We start from the raw sequence: 14624 nt of genomic DNA, 5'->3' as shown, positions 1-14624 counted from the left end.
GAATTGAAGTAAGATTTGTCCCAACGCCTACTTAACGTCAGTTCGGTTTAAGAGCCCGGCGAATGAATTCGCGGCTACTAGAGCGAAGTCCACCGATGCGGATTACGGAAAATGCAGGTTTGACGAACCGACGCAGGTCGGTTTTGCTCTTATAGCGGCGGTTAAAACCGCCGAAATCCTGATCCTGAATCACGTTACTTAACATTGACGATCGCCACTCGATAACGCTGAAATGCCGGTGTTGTAGAGGTAACGAAACTACGGACACGGGTTTGCCCCGGCAGCAGGGAGGCATCCGATCCGGTGATGATGTAGTATTCGTCGGAAGATAAGACGCGATCGCCTGCATCCAGCGTTTCTACTAGAACCTGCACCGTTTCCAGGGCAACCTGTCCGGTGTTTTCAACTTCTAGCGTTAAGGTGTGATAAGCACTGCCTGAATCGTAAGCTTCAAATTGACTAAACCGTTCTCGAACTTCTAAGTTCATTTCCGTTGGGCGTTGGCTCAACCACCGTGCTGGCAAGACTTTCGCAGGGGAATAGGTTGTAGCGGCAGGTGATTGTTTCAGCGTTTGCACCGAAACCCTCACTGCATGAGCCTCTCCCGCATTTTCCTCAAGCCACTCCACTCCCACTGCATCCCCCGGACGCATAGGAGCATCAGAAGAAGAAATCCCCGTTTGAAAGGCAGTGCGAAACACCTGACCAGATGCATCGAGAAATTCAACCTTAAACTTCAATTCTTGAAGCTCAAACTGGCTCTGATTCTGAATGTCTGCCACCAACGTATGAAAGTTGGAGCCATAGGTGGCATAGTTTGACTCACGAACGCTAAACCGCAATCCGCTAATCTGCTCTGACTCCACAAATTGAACAGGCACTTCAACCTCATCGGGCTGTTCCGTTGCATCGCTGGTCGTCACGCTTTCAATCGTAGGAGCCGTTGTCCCATCGGAGGGTTCGGAGGGTTTGACCGTGAGGTAAGAGATCAAACCTGCGATGACCAAAACGGTCGTCACTCCAATGAGAGCCGGATACCGCCAACCCCGATTGGACTTAGTCCGCCGTGCGGGAGGCAGAGGCCTGTCGAGGTCATTCAACAGCGCAAAGGAAGCTTCGTGATTAGGGTCTAGCTCCAGGCACTGCTTGGTCAGTCGAATGGCTTCCTGCTGGTCTGCCACCTTGTGTTGAGTCGTCCACCGTTCTTTATAAGCAAGAGCCAAACCATGCAGGGTTTCGACTTGAGTGGGTTGTAGTGCCACTGCATTTGTAAATTCGGCGATCGCATCATCCCATCGTTGGTGCCGCAGATAACCCAATCCCCGTTGAGTGGATAGCTGAGCCGCTTCCTCCGCAGCCATCAGATCAGCTTGGGTCATCCCCAAATCCTGGGCGATCGCCTGCAACATCTTGGCATCAGGCAATTCCCGCCGTTGATCGCGCAGAGCCGTCACTCGTTCTATGTATTGTCTAACAATTTGGTCGTACGGTTCGTGAGCCACAGGTTTAACCGTTTAGAGAAAGAATGATAGTTACTTACTGGTTTAAACACAGCGATCGCCTTCAAATCCAAACGAGCAAAGAGAATTTATATTTTGGGGTGAATTAGGGTTGGGTAGGGGGTAGGGGTCAATGGTCAATGGTCAATAGTTAATGGTCAATGGTCAATAGTTAATGGTTGATTGTAATGACTCAGAGCATTAGCCTGTAGGGTGCTGTTAGCGTCAGCGTAACGCACCGCGTATTTAGGCTAACCTGGTGAGTCAATACAGTTAATGGTTAGGGGTTAATGGTTAATGGTCAATGGTCAATAGTTAGGGGTTAATGGTCAGGAGTCTTACTCCTCCACTCCCTCACTCCTCCACTCCCTCACTCCTCCACTCCCCACTCCCCACTCCCCAAGCAAGTTATGATAACGAATGCAACCCACCTATGAGGAAAACGGTGAACTGGCTCAAATACTGGCGTGAGACGCTGGCAGTAGCACAACGGATCTTGACAGAATTGGTGCGCCGCAGGCGATCGCTCATCTTTTGGGCAATTTTCCCTATTTCCGTGTTGCTTCTGAACGGCTTTATCATTCAGGAGCGTGCTCAACTGAGTCAGGCGGAGGCATTTGAGGTGGCGGCTCCAGCAACTTTGGTGGGGGCGGCTCTATTCTTTAGTTGCCTGGGCGGAAGTGTGGCAACGGTTGTTTCAGAGCGAGAGCAGCACACGCTGAAGCGGTTGTTTATCTCGCCCCTCAGTGGCACTTCTTATTTTTTAGGAATTTTTCTGGCACATTTAGGCATTGGTACGGGTCAAACCCTTTTGGTATACACTCTAGCAGCGTTTTTAGGGGCACGTTTAGAAGGCTCTATTCTGCTGTGTATTGCCATTTTGCTGTTGAGCATCATTGCCTATGTGGGGGTCGGCTTCATTTTAGGAACTCAGTTTGCTCGCCGCACGGAGGATGTCAATGCCCTGGTGGCTGCTTTTGGGGTGCCGCTACTGATTCTGGGTGGGGTTTTTCTACCGACATCCCTCTTTCCTGACAGTCTGTTACGCATCGCGGAATATAATCCCATTTACCACATGAATGAGGCATTGACGGGAGTTGCCGCGAATGGAGATGATCTGGCAGCGATCGCCCCCCACTTTTGGTTTCTTGTTGGATTTGCAGGGTTGATGATCGTCGGTGGATGGTTGTCTTACCGTCGAATGATTTGGTCGGAGAGAAGACTGTGACGCTGGCACTACAGATTAAGCAACTGAGCAAACGTTATGGCGATCGCGCCGTTTTAGAAGACCTGTCGTTGGCGATCGCACCGGGGGAGATTTACGGTCTGTTGGGTCCCAATGGCGCAGGCAAGACCACCACAATCAATATCATCTGTAACCTGTTGAAGGCGGATAGCGGCACGGTTAAAGTCAACGGAAAAGCAGTTTCTGACGCGACCAAAGCCTGGATCGGCATCGCCCCCCAGGAAAACCTGCTTTATCGATCCCTGACCTGTCGAGAAAATCTCAATTTCTTTGCTCAAATCTATGGACTCAGCAAAGCCGAACGCCAACGGCAAGTACAGACCTGTCTGGAGGCGGTGAATTTGGGCGATCGCGCCAACAGTCCAGTAGAGACCCTGAGTGGAGGGATGCAGCGACGACTGAGTATGGCGATCGCACTGGTGCATTGTCCCAAGCTAGTGATTCTCGACGAACCCACAACTGGGCTCGATATCGAAGCTCGCTACGAAATCTGGGACTTAATTAAGCGACTGAAAGACCAGGGGATGACGATTTTGCTGACCAGTCATCTGTTGGATGAAGTGGAGCGGCTCTGTCAGCGAATCGGTATCCTCAAAGGGGGGCAACTTCTCGCAGAGGGCACCCTGGCTGAATTGCGAAACCGGATCGCAGCGACAGACATTGTCATTGTCCATACCCCAGATGAACCAGGAGCGATCGCCCGTGCCCGTGAGCATGGCTTCAAGCCTCGCCGCTACGGTGGAGAACTGGCTTTTTGGCTACCGGAGCATCTGGAACTGAAGGACATTCTTGAACGATTTGACGGTATTCCGCTCGACTCGATCTCGCGGCAACCTGTTCGCCTTGAACACATTTACGTTGAAATTACTCAGGGTGCTCCCGCCGAGTTCTTTGTTCCAGAGAACCTTGCTGACCCCTGGAACTAGAAGAAACCATCTGACTAGAGCGAGTGTAGTGGCGATCGCCCTGATTGCGATCGCGTTGCTCCCGTTGCTCCAGGAGTTGCTTAATTTGCCGGAGCATCGTTGTGGCTTCGGTTCGTTTGCTTAAAATGGCATCTGCTTCAGGACAGATTTCCGCGGCATGACTTAATAAGTCTTCTGTAAAGAAACTGGAGACGAGCACCATTAATGGTGGGTACTCAAGACGATGCCTGACTTTGCAAATTACTTCAGGTCCATCCATACCCGCCTGATAACGGGGGACTGGCATTGAAAAATCAATCAGAACCAGGTCAAATCGCGCAGCTTGTTGGAGAAATGCATGCACATCGGTAAACGTGGACACCACATATCCCTGTTGTTGTAACCGCAGTGCCAGCACAAAACACCAGGATTCATTATCATCAACGATGGCAAGATGATACATAAGCAGGCATAGAAACGTCTCTAGCTCCCTTGTACCTAACTCCTTTACACAGTGTTAACTGCCTCAGGGGGGAACTCAACCATGGACGTTATGCCTTAACCCCCATCTAAATCAATCCAAGGGTCAGGCAGGTAATAGAACACCAACCTGTTCCATAACACGGATCAATTGGGGTTTGAATTCGGGATCATGACGAACTCGGACATACTCTACCCACAAAGCGTTTTCCTGCTCAGAGTCTCCCTGGTCTTTTCTAAAAGCAAGCCGGAAATAGCCATAGTCATTGGATGCGAAGGCAGCACCGATCGTTTCAAATGGCTCTTCCGGGCTGATTTCCAAAACCTGTTCCATCAACTCGAGAATCACCTGTGCATGAGCATTAGAAAAGCCTGGGTCGAGTTTGAGTTGTTGAACTTGTCCCAACTGGGATTGAGGTACTTCTTGAACCATAGCAATAGCCTCTCTTGAGAAACCAAGCTTTCACAAATTAGGCTAGCTCTGCAAATAAGTTCTTTAACTCTTGACTCTAGCCCTATATGCTGCGCTTGTGTAATTTAACACCTCAAGAGTTTACCTTTCAAAAACAAAATTGAGGCGATCGCTTAGATTGGCTTAAGCTTTCGTCTCAAACGTAAGATAGGTTTTGCAGTTAGAGACAAAACTCTTCTCTAATCGATGGCGTTACCAATCGGTAGTTAATGTATCGACCAATTCCCTGGTATAGCCGGGACGAACTAAAGTAAGTGTTCTCACCCGTTTGCACAACGTAAACTGCTCCCAAAAAGGGTAGAGGTTCTAACGGTGTGCCTTCTTCTGCTAAAACCTTAGCAACCCTGGCATGGTTTAAGTAGAACTTGTAGTAACCATAACCGCGATCGTATTCAGGATTCTCTGGAATTTTGTTGAGATCATTGCGAATGATGTTGCAGCTTCCACACATGGTATGAAAACCGTTCGCTTTCTTATAAATCCAGTAACTGCCAGGGGCATAGCGATAGCCCTTATTCACAAACCATCCATTAGCTTTAGGATGACGATGAACAAATTCTGCCAACCGCTTACTCACGAGATCGTCCGCATCCAGCAACATGGTGTGAGTAGGATTAAACTCTTGTGCTGCTACTAACCCACGTAATTGCTTCCGTCCTCTATCGGTGCGTTTCTCATTTAGAATTTCCTTTGGTCTACCAGAGTTGATATCTGGCACAGGAAAATCGACTTCAACATAACTAATTTTGGGATGTCTGAAAGCCGTATCGGGCTTCTCGTTGCAAACTACAATAACTTGAAAGTGGGGTGAACTCTGCTGACAAACAGATTGCACACACCGTTCAAACAACTGAGAGACACGATTCCAAGACTTTGCTGTAGCTTTACTCTGCACTGGAACTACAAAAACCAGCATTGTATACCTCGTCTAGTAATTGCCTTGTGTAGTCGTGTTCTAGGGCATCTATCCCATGGTGAAATGTGCTGTGCATTGCACAACATCATTCCCCCAATTGAGGGTTACCCTTCATACAATTAAATTTGGCAAAGTATGTGTAAATGTGACACTAAACTCAATGGTTGTAAGACTCTTCCCCTGATTAATTGCACCCATTGAGAACAGCTTGTAGCAGTTGCTAGTTAACGCTCCTTAGCACTGTCTTGTTATAGCTCTCGGTACTCCCCATTTGCCATAAATCACTACAATCCTAACCAAAACTTTACGAAAAAAATCTATCTTAGGGTTGAATGTCTTTAAGGTTAAAATTGCAACAAATCTCTCCTCCACTACTTGGGTGAAAAGTAGTTTGCCAAATTTCTCGTTTCCAAGTTCCTGCTTGGAAATGGAGTGACGGAGGCTCTGCCTCCTAAAGCAATGGTTGGAGGCAGAGCCTCCATGCGTACATTCCTCGCTAGAAGCTAGAAGGCTTTCGAAAAAATACTCTCCATCCAAAGTGATTAAAGAGGGATATGTAGCTTTGGTCAGCAAGCTAAAGGCAAGGGCAATGGCTCAACCCCGAATGCTGGGAAAGCTTCCTGACTCGCCTTCGTCCCATCGAGTGTGGCTACGGCTATAAAAGCTTTGTCAGGTAGTTAACGGCTGTATTTTTTGGACTTCAAATTCGGGGCGATCGCCCTACTTGATCTGGATCATGTCCTTAACGAATAAGTGATAGATGATGCCAATCATCACAATGATCACTGCTACTCAGATGCAACGTTAACAGGTGTGTTAGTTGCTCTGCTTTTTCATAATTGTTGTGTTGAAAATCACACACATGAATATCAACAGAAACTTTACTTTCTTCAGGCCAAAAGTGTAATGCAACATGAGATTCTTCTAACAAGACAACTGCCGACATGCCCTGAGGTTGAAAGGCGATCGCCATCTCACCTACAGTGTTGAGTCCCACCTGTTGCACCAGAGTTTTGAGTAGCTTTAAAAAGTCCTGATCCGTCCACTGATAAACAGCTTGAGAGACGGGCAGAATCGCTGAAAAATGATGAGACTTAATCATGTTAGCCATCGTAGACGTGACGACCGTCTCCCGGTAACAGAAGCAGGGCACTGGGGCGAATTTTGTGACCAATTGTGATCTCAATATCTCCATCCCAATCTTCGACCGATAGGATCTGATGATCAGCACCGCTATAGTCGAAGTAGCGGCAGTGTTGTGCCTGCCGATTGAGGGTCGCGCCAAGGTGAGTCATTTGAGCCGTGCCAGATTCCTCTAGTTGAAACACTACGTTCGCAACCGTGATTTGTTGCGGTGGTGTGCGGCTGATTTCCAATCCCGCTAAAGGTTTTAGCCAGCAGATCTCGACCTGGTCATCTTCCTCAACTGAAAGCCAGCGAATTTGATCAGCATCCTGCAACAGATATTCCAACCAGACATAGCCCTGACTGTTATAAGTCAATTGCCCCTCAACAACCCAATCGGCTCCCTCATACTGCACAATGTCTCCCACTTGCAGCGTAAACACAGTTCGTTGCATTGGCAATGCTGGGGTGGCTTTGCGTGGCGACAGGGATTTTCCCTGGGCCTGACGCATCACTAAAATAACTGCCACAATAGCGATCGCAATGATTCCTATCCAGATCAGTGGGAGCATAAGGGAAAGAGAAGAAGGAAAAGAGAAAAAAGAAGAGAGAAGAAGGAAGAAGGAAAAAAGAAGGAAAATTAAGAATTTAGTATCTGTTCATCTTCCTGATTCCTGTGTTCCACACCTTAAAGGATTAATCATACGCCTCCCAACGAGGGTCATTTTGATAGCGCAGAATCACAGGATGAGAGAGACGATTGACCTCAACGCCACCGAGTTGAATGTCACCGGGCAGTTGAAACAGAGAGGGGAGCATAGCAACTGTCAGAAAATGGGTTGCGACGGGCAATGGGAGTGAGGTTGTCTCGATGGGATTTTGGGTTGCTAGAACAAACCCCCAGGGACCAAAGCTAGGCACATCAATTGTGTAGGGGCGGATTACCAGAGGGAGTGACTCCAGCGTGGCCGCAATGCAGGCAAAGGCACGAGGGGCAAAGAAGGGACTGGATGCCTGCGTGACAAAGATACCTGTCGGGTTGAGGTGAGCCAGCATCCGTCGATAAAACCCCTGAGTGTAGAGTTTGGCAATGCCGTCGCGATCGGGGTCAGGAAAGTCAGCGATGATGACATCAAAGGTTTCATGCAGGGCAGCAAGGGCGGTGAAAGCATCGGCATGGCGTACTTCTACCCGTGGGTCAGCAAAGGCTTTGGCATTGGCGTTGACTAAAAAAGGGTGACGCCGAGCCAGGTTCACAATGGCAGGGTCTAAGTCAATTAACAGCACTCGTTCGACATCCTGCCACTTGAGCACTTCTCGCAGTGCTAAACCATCTCCTGCACCCATCAACAAAACCTGTCGGGAGCGATCGCCAGAGCTACTACTCTGTTCAATTTCACGCTGATTAATGCTCATCGCAGGATGCACCAGAGCTTCGTGATAGCGGTATTCATCCAGCGTAGAAAACTGCAAATCCCCATCTAAAAAGAGGCGAACGTCGGTGCCCTGGCGGGTCATTACGATTCGCTGATAGGTCGATTGGATGCGGGTGATGACTGGGGCATCATAGAGGGAGTTTTCCAGGCGATCGCTCAAAGGCAACGTCAGGGGCGCAAATACACAGAGCGCAATGGCGATCGCGAGTCCCCACCGTCCCCAATAGCGTAATCGAGGGACAACTCGCCCAAAGATGAAGACAACAAAGGCAGGTAAAGCTCCAATCAGTGCAGCGGAGGGGAACAACCCTAAAAACGGCAACAGGGCGATCGGAAAGAGTAACGACCCCAACAACGCCCCTAGATAATCGAGTGCCAGCACTCCTGCCAGTGCCTCACGCACTCCTTCATCAAGCTCCAGTAACCGGGTCAACAGAGGAACTTCCATACCTGCCAGAATGCCCAGCAGGATGGTTGCTAAAAACAACCCCATCCAAAAGGGACCATCCACTACAAACAGGGCAAACAATGCCAATGGCAGCACAGCACTCAACGGGGCAATCCACAACTCAACCTGCACAAAGGCGACTTGCAAACGGTGATATTGATCTGCGTGACCCGTTTCAACAGCGATGAAGCGACTCAGATAGGCTCCGATGCCCATCGCCGCCAAAAACCCACCCACAGCGACTCCATAGGCAAGGGCTTGATTACCGACAAGATAGCTCGCGAGTGTACCCAACAACAACTCCACGGCTAAGCCACAGGCTGACGAGATAGCGGCAGCGATTAATAATAGATTCCGCTCACGTCGTTTGTTAGGGAATCCATCACTTTCCAGCACTGGGACCACCCCCCCGAAAAGCACCATAGGTCGATCGCGCTGGATTGGGTTGCCAACTGTTGCCGTAATACCGCCCTGACAAGTAGGTGTTGTGTCGCGCCCAATAGTAGGGTTGCTGTTCTTGACGCAGCACTAACGCCGATCGCTGACTAAAGGCAAATACGAGTGTCGTCAACGCAATGAAAAAAGCAGCGGCTGCCAGTAATTTAGTCACCATTCGTTAGCCCGTAAATGAATTACATCAACACTGCCTTGAGTTTTGGCGCGATCGCGCACAATCAGATGCGTACTATCCACTGGATTGTCGGGAACAACCTCAACATAGAACCCATAAGAACTGCGGGGTTCCAGGATAAAAAACTTGCATAAACTTGCTGATGCTCCGATCAATTCTCTTTCTTTGTTGCGAATAAAGCGAAGCGTAACCGGAAAGTCACGGGCATAAATTTGTTCTCCGTTTCCGTCTTTTACAAAGAGTTTGATGGTCAAATGACGGGGTGAGGTTTCATCCGACTTGACCTTGACGGTGACGCGCACCAGTCGATTGGCTCCGCCCATGAGCGCGCGATCGCCCACATCACTATCCCCAATCCATTTAGAAATGACGCGATCGCCCGTCAATGGCACTGAAATCGCTGCCAGTACCACCATGGCGATCGCACCCACAAGTCCTGCCCAGAGATAGCGCGTGTCTACAACCCCGTTACGAACCTGAACATTAAAGGTGACAGATTCATCAACGTCTACGCCTGCCGAGGTAGTGTAGCTCAACACATCAAGCGTAATCGTAAGGGCTTCGGGTTGCAGTGCTCTAACATCTAATCCCGACAGGAGATCCTCTTCCTGCCAGGTGCCCGATTCCCCCTCTTCGTACCAGGTGCCTGACTCTGCCCACGCATCCTTCAGCGCACTGGCAATCACCTGATCCTGCTGATCGCGTAGTTGAATTTCATACGTTACCCAACGGTTCGTTGGAATGATGGCTTTAACATCTACTCTCAGCGCACCGATCGATTGCGGTTGCATTTGAACCGCTTGAAGTTCCTCTGGCTCACCCTCATCGACCTGAATTTGAGTCGAGATTAACATTTGCCCCATAAACGGGGAAATGATGAGGGCAATAAACATGACTACAGCGATCGCCCCAGCCATGTAATACCACCAATCAATGAAGCGACTGGTTCTTTGCGATTGTATGCTCACTCTCATCAGTCAGTTTTAACCCATCCATCGCACACTCGCATGAGCGCATAACAATTAGTTAAATTCTGGATAGCGATATCGGCAGACAGACTGAGTTATAGCCGTAGCCACATTCGATGGGGCGGAGGCGAGTCAGGAAGCTTTCCCAGCGTCAGGGTTTGAGCCATTCCTTTGGCTTACGCTTTCTGACCAAAGCTATAATTTCCATTCCTTAATGAAGCAGTTGATGTGCCAATCGGTTATGCTCTTCCACTAATTTCGGCACTTCAATTGTGGTTACTCGCCCCTGATCAACCACTTTGCGACCATTGATAAAACTGTAATCTACAGAATTGACCTGGCAAAAGATCATCGCGGCGATCGGGTCATGGAGAGCACCTGCAAATTCAGGGCGATCCAGATTAATTGCGATGAAATCGGCTGACATCCCAGGAGCCAGATAGCCGATATCATCTCGTCCTAACACCTTCGCCCCTCCTAACGTCGCCAGTTCCAGTGCCTCGCGTGCAGTCATTGCCGAAGCATCCAGTTCCCGCACTCGCGCCATCAAAAAAGCCGTTCGAGCTTCATTCAACAAATTGGAGGTGTCGTTAGATGCCGAGCCATCTACACCTAAACCCACTGGGACTCGATGATCTAGCATTTTCCGAATGGGTGCCATGCCACTCGCGAGACGCATGTTGCTACAGGGGCAATGGGCGACCCCAGTGCCCGTTTTACCAAATTGTTGAATGGCGCGATCGTCTAACTGCACACAATGGGCGTGCCACACATCCTCACCGACCCAACCGACCGACTCTGCATAATCTCCAGGGGTCATCCCAAAGGTAGTCAAGCTGTACTCAATATCTGACTTGTTTTCTGCTAAATGGGTGTGGAGCCGAATGCCGGGATACGATCGCGCCAGAGTTGCCGATTCTCGCATCAAGTCTGGCGATACCGAAAAGGGAGAACAGGGAGCCAGGGTAATTCTCAACATCGCATGACGAGTATTGTCGTGATATTGCTCAATTAACCGTTGGCTGTCCTTCAAAATATCGGATTCCTTCTCGACTACAGAATCAGGTGGCAGTCCTCCCTGGCTCTGCCCGACACTCATACTGCCTCGACTGGCATGAAATCGCAGACCAACCTCCTGCACAGCCTGGATTTCATCGTCTAACGTGCTGTCATTGGGATAAATATAGAGATGATCACTGGCGGTTGTGCAACCAGACAACATTAACTCGACGGCTGCCATTTGAGCACTGACATACACCGATTTGGATGTGAGATTTGCCCAAATTGGATAAAGCGTTTGTAGCCAGTTGAATAGATCACAGTTTTGCGCTGCTGGTACAGCACGAGTCAGAGTCTGATAGAAGTGATGATGCGTGTTGACAAGACCAGGCAAGACGATGTAGCGACCTTGTAAATCTAAAACGTCATCTGCGGTTTGAGGCAACTCTGGTGTTGTTCCAACCTGCTCGATCACATTGTCTCGAACCAGTAAAGCCCCATTACAAATTTCTCGACGCGCTGCATCCATCGTGACTAAGGTATGGATGTTTTTGATAAGCAAAGTAGGCATAAATGGCTGACGATTGATCATGTGTTTGATTTACAGCAAGGGTAAGTCCATGAATGTATCCAGACACACAATTTTTAGTAGTCAGAAAAAATAAGACCATCCCCACGGATTTCATCACTTTAGCTGTGTCTGAGCACTACGAAAAATTAAGATCTAATGTCGATTGTGGGTGATCTGCTGGATAATTTGATGGATTTAGAGGGGATATGATGCAAAGCCGTTTTCCCTCCAGGTCATCGAGCTTGGGTGCTGGCATCAACGAATTGTTAGCAGAACAGGAGAGGAAGTTACTTTGGTGATTTTACAGTTAGTGGCTGAAACCGTTGGGTGGGCGTTTGTGGGCGTACTGCTCCTGTATGGAGGGGTGCGGTTGTTTGACCTGCTCGACCCGATTGATTACCGAGAAGAGATTCGCAAAGGTAATGTAGCTGCCGGAGTGATTGTGGGAGCTTTTATTGTGGCGATCGCCTCCATTGTCATTGCCGTGATCTTGACGTAGGCGACCCTAAATTTTGGCGAATCTGCTAAGTTAGAGGGCAGTCTAAAGAACGAATCGAGTCTCATGCTGAACATTCCCCAACTCTTAGCAGAGGAACTGTCCCTGCGACCTGCACAGGTCAACAACGCTTTAGAACTGTTTGCAGAGGGGGCAACCGTTCCGTTTATCGCCCGCTATCGCAAAGAGCGAACGGGTGAGATGAATGAAGTTCAACTGCGAGATCTGTCCGATCGCTACACCTATCTGACAGAACTGGAGGAGCGCAAAGCCGCAATCATTACGGCGATCGACCAGCAGGGAAAGCTGACCGATGACCTGAGAGCCAAAATCGAAACCTGTTTGCAGAAGAACGAACTGGAAGATCTCTATCTGCCCTACCGTCCTAAACGCCGCACAAGAGCCACAATGGCGCGAGAAAAGGGGCTAGAGCCGTTAGCAGAGTTTATCAAAGCGTTAAATCAACCCAAAGCTGCTGCTGCTTCACTGGAACAGGAAGCCCTGAAATATTGCTCCGAAGAAAAAGGGGTAAAGACCGCTACTGAGGTACTGCAAGGGGCATCGGATATTCTGGCTGAAGAAGTCGCCGAACGAGCAGAATTACGAGCCTATTTGCGCGATTATCTGATGGAGTCGGGGATATTTACCTCGACCATCAAAGCCGACTTCCCCGAAGGGACAACCAAGTTTGAGATGTATCGCAACTTTCAGGCAAAGGTGAAGGCGATCGCCGCTCACAACCTGCTGGCACTTTATCGCGGTGAAACGGAGGGTGTGCTGAACTTTGACCTGACCTTTGATGAAGACACGGTGTTGGCTCATCTGGAGTCGGAAGAGATTCGTACCCGGCAACCGGAGGTGCGCAGCTTCTACCGCACCATGCTGCAAGATGCCTTCAATCGCTTGATGAAAAACTCGCTGATTAGTGAAGTTCGAGCAGCGAAGAAATCGGAGGCAGACATCGAATCGATTAAAACCTTTGAGGCAAACTTGCGAGAGTTGCTGCTGTCGGCTCCCGCCGGAATGAAACCTACGCTGGGCATCGATCCGGGCTTCCGTACAGGCTGCAAGGTGGTAGCCCTGGATCAGACTGGCAAATTTCTGGAGTACCAGACCATCTTTCCCCATCAAGCGGCAGAACAACGGGTGCAAGCGGCTCGCACGCTGACCCGAATGATTCAGCAACACCAGATTGAGTTGATTGCGATCGGCAATGGGACGGCAGGACGCGAAACCGATGAGTTTGTCACCGAGTTGCTGCAAACCCTGGAGCGCAAACCCATCAAAGTGATGGTCAACGAATCGGGAGCCTCGATCTATTCCGCCAGTGAAGTGGCGATCGCGGAGTTTCCTGACTTTGACATTACTGTGCGAGGTGCTGTCAGCATCGGTCGTCGTCTACAAGATCCGCTGGCAGAACTGGTTAAGATCGACCCCAAATCGATTGGCGTAGGGCAATATCAACACGATGTCGATCAGAAGTTGCTGAAAAAGAAACTGGATGAAGTCGTCGAAAGTTGCGTGAACTACGTTGGGGTAGACCTCAACACCGCTTCAAAGGAACTGCTCACCTTTGTATCGGGGATTAGTCCCTCGATCGCCAACAACATCGTCGCCTACCGCAATCAAAACGGAGCCTTCCGCGATCGCCGCCATCTGCTTAAGGTCGCCAAATTGGGACCCAAAGCCTTTGAACAAGCCGCTGGTTTTTTGCGAATTCGCGAGGGCAAGAATCCCTTGGACAATACGGCAGTTCACCCTGAAAGTTATGGAATCGTGGAAGCGATCGCCACTGACCTCGGTGTGCCACTGACTCAAATCACCCAGATTCCCGAACGGATCAAGAAAGCCGATTTGAAGAAATACACCACTGACACGGTGGGCGAACCAACGCTGCGCGATATTTTGGCAGAACTGGAAAAACCCGGACGCGACCCTCGTGCGGAGTTCAAATACGCCACGTTTAAGGAAGGTGTCAAGGAGATCTCTGACCTCCAGGTGGGAATGGAGCTAGAAGGCATTGTCACCAATGTCGCAAACTTTGGAGCCTTTGTCGATATTGGCGTTCATCAGGACGGCTTAGTCCACGTTTCGCAGTTAGCCGATCGATTTGTTAGCGACCCCAAACAGGTGGTCAAAGTGGGTCAGGTCGTCACCGTGCGCGTGTTGGAAGTGAATGAACAACTCAAACGGATTAGCCTCTCGATGCGATCGCCCGACGCCAATGAGGGCAGAGGTGGCAAACCAACTCCCGCTGCAAAGGAGAAGCCTCAAAACAAGAACCAGAGTCAATCCAAACCCCAATCCAAGGGCGATCGCCCTAAGTCTGACAAACCATCTGCGGAGTCTCGACCTGCAACATTAGAGGATCTGAAAGCCAAATTTGGCAAAAAACGATGATGGGTTAAGGACGAAATTTAGACGGCACAGAA

Annotated in this window: 14 protein-coding genes; 4 read left to right on the top strand and 10 right to left on the bottom strand. The window is 49.5% G+C overall.

Annotated features, from left to right (window positions below; all coding sequences use genetic code 11):
* Nucleotides 1-194 precede the first annotated feature (194 nt).
* Entirely contained in the window at nt 195-1502 is a 1308-nt protein-coding gene (locus tag H6G89_RS12870) for a tetratricopeptide repeat protein (RefSeq protein ID WP_190506724.1), read from the bottom strand.
* Between the two features lie 322 nt (nt 1503-1824).
* Between H6G89_RS12870 and H6G89_RS12865 the strand changes: the two genes are divergently transcribed.
* Complete coding sequence (locus H6G89_RS12865) at nt 1825-2727, top strand: ABC transporter permease (protein ID WP_441339446.1); 903 nt, start codon at nt 1825-1827, stop codon at nt 2725-2727.
* Nucleotides 2682-3671, top strand: a complete 990-nt coding sequence (locus H6G89_RS12860) for an ABC transporter ATP-binding protein (RefSeq protein ID WP_190506722.1) — start codon at nt 2682-2684, stop codon at nt 3669-3671. Before H6G89_RS12865 ends, H6G89_RS12860 begins: the two co-directional genes overlap by 46 nt.
* Here H6G89_RS12860 and H6G89_RS12855 read toward each other — a convergent pair.
* From H6G89_RS12855 to H6G89_RS12815, 9 genes are all read right to left on the bottom strand, one after another.
* Nucleotides 3610-4113, bottom strand: a complete 504-nt coding sequence (locus H6G89_RS12855; protein ID WP_190506720.1) for a response regulator — start codon at nt 4111-4113, stop codon at nt 3610-3612. The two genes, H6G89_RS12860 and H6G89_RS12855, sit on opposite strands and share 62 nt — an antisense overlap.
* 123 nt (nt 4114-4236) lie before the next feature.
* Nucleotides 4237-4563: a hypothetical protein gene (locus H6G89_RS12850; RefSeq protein ID WP_190506718.1), complete on the bottom strand. Its 327-nt coding sequence runs from the start codon at nt 4561-4563 to the stop codon at nt 4237-4239.
* A 199-nt stretch (nt 4564-4762) separates the two neighbouring features.
* Nucleotides 4763-5518 (bottom strand): glycosyltransferase family A protein, encoded by a 756-nt coding sequence (locus H6G89_RS12845; RefSeq protein ID WP_190506716.1) that lies wholly within the window; start codon nt 5516-5518, stop codon nt 4763-4765.
* Between the two features lie 742 nt (nt 5519-6260).
* Nucleotides 6261-6629 (bottom strand): S-adenosylmethionine decarboxylase family protein, encoded by a 369-nt coding sequence (locus H6G89_RS12840; RefSeq protein ID WP_199336683.1) that lies wholly within the window; start codon nt 6627-6629, stop codon nt 6261-6263.
* Nucleotides 6622-7215: a DUF4178 domain-containing protein gene (locus H6G89_RS12835; protein ID WP_190506714.1), complete on the bottom strand. Its 594-nt coding sequence runs from the start codon at nt 7213-7215 to the stop codon at nt 6622-6624. The genes H6G89_RS12840 and H6G89_RS12835 overlap by 8 nt, the downstream gene beginning before the upstream one ends.
* Before the next feature lie 124 nt (nt 7216-7339).
* Nucleotides 7340-8923 carry a polyamine aminopropyltransferase gene (locus tag H6G89_RS12830; RefSeq protein WP_309229829.1) on the bottom strand — a complete coding sequence of 528 codons (1584 nt, stop codon included), beginning with the start codon at nt 8921-8923 and terminating at the stop codon, nt 7340-7342.
* Nucleotides 8910-9140, bottom strand: coding sequence for a hypothetical protein (locus H6G89_RS12825; RefSeq protein WP_190506710.1), 231 nt, complete (start codon nt 9138-9140; stop codon nt 8910-8912). Before H6G89_RS12825 ends, H6G89_RS12830 begins: the two co-directional genes overlap by 14 nt.
* The gene (locus tag H6G89_RS12820) at nt 9134-10126 is read right to left on the bottom strand and encodes a hypothetical protein (protein ID WP_339384617.1); all 993 of its coding nucleotides are present in this window, start codon (nt 10124-10126) and stop codon (nt 9134-9136) included. The genes H6G89_RS12825 and H6G89_RS12820 overlap by 7 nt, the downstream gene beginning before the upstream one ends.
* A 211-nt stretch (nt 10127-10337) precedes the next feature.
* On the bottom strand, nt 10338-11696 hold the full coding sequence (locus H6G89_RS12815; protein WP_190506706.1) for an 8-oxoguanine deaminase: 1359 nt from the start codon (nt 11694-11696) through the stop codon (nt 10338-10340).
* Between the two features lie 295 nt (nt 11697-11991).
* Between H6G89_RS12815 and H6G89_RS12810 the strand changes: the two genes are divergently transcribed.
* Together H6G89_RS12810 and H6G89_RS12805 are read left to right on the top strand one after the other, a co-directional pair.
* Nucleotides 11992-12195, top strand: a complete 204-nt coding sequence (locus H6G89_RS12810; protein ID WP_309229834.1) for a DUF350 domain-containing protein — start codon at nt 11992-11994, stop codon at nt 12193-12195.
* A 63-nt stretch (nt 12196-12258) separates the two neighbouring features.
* Nucleotides 12259-14592: a Tex family protein gene (locus H6G89_RS12805; protein ID WP_190506702.1), complete on the top strand. Its 2334-nt coding sequence runs from the start codon at nt 12259-12261 to the stop codon at nt 14590-14592.
* Nucleotides 14593-14624 lie beyond the last annotated feature (32 nt).

This window comes from Oscillatoria sp. FACHB-1407, assembly GCF_014697545.1.
Lineage (GTDB): Bacteria > Cyanobacteriota > Cyanobacteriia > Elainellales > Elainellaceae > FACHB-1407.
This window is presented reverse-complemented; position numbering and strand designations above follow the sequence as displayed.

Bases quoted from the DNA above. Each gene is read 5' to 3' on its own strand.
- H6G89_RS12845 (WP_190506716.1), bottom strand. From the start codon at position 5,518: ATGCTGGTTTTTGTAGTTCCAGTGCAGAGTAAAGCTACAGCAAAGTCT.
- H6G89_RS12835 (WP_190506714.1), bottom strand. From the start codon at position 7,215: ATGCTCCCACTGATCTGGATAGGAATCATTGCGATCGCTATTGTGGCA.
- H6G89_RS12805 (WP_190506702.1), top strand. From the start codon at position 12,259: ATGCTGAACATTCCCCAACTCTTAGCAGAGGAACTGTCCCTGCGACCT.
- H6G89_RS12840 (WP_199336683.1), bottom strand. From the start codon at position 6,629: ATGGCTAACATGATTAAGTCTCATCATTTTTCAGCGATTCTGCCCGTC.
- H6G89_RS12855 (WP_190506720.1), bottom strand. From the start codon at position 4,113: ATGTATCATCTTGCCATCGTTGATGATAATGAATCCTGGTGTTTTGTG.
- H6G89_RS12825 (WP_190506710.1), bottom strand. From the start codon at position 9,140: ATGGTGACTAAATTACTGGCAGCCGCTGCTTTTTTCATTGCGTTGACG.
- H6G89_RS12865 (WP_441339446.1), top strand. From the start codon at position 1,825: ATGGTCAGGAGTCTTACTCCTCCACTCCCTCACTCCTCCACTCCCTCA.
- H6G89_RS12850 (WP_190506718.1), bottom strand. From the start codon at position 4,563: ATGGTTCAAGAAGTACCTCAATCCCAGTTGGGACAAGTTCAACAACTC.
- H6G89_RS12860 (WP_190506722.1), top strand. From the start codon at position 2,682: ATGGTTGTCTTACCGTCGAATGATTTGGTCGGAGAGAAGACTGTGACG.
- H6G89_RS12815 (WP_190506706.1), bottom strand. From the start codon at position 11,696: ATGCCTACTTTGCTTATCAAAAACATCCATACCTTAGTCACGATGGAT.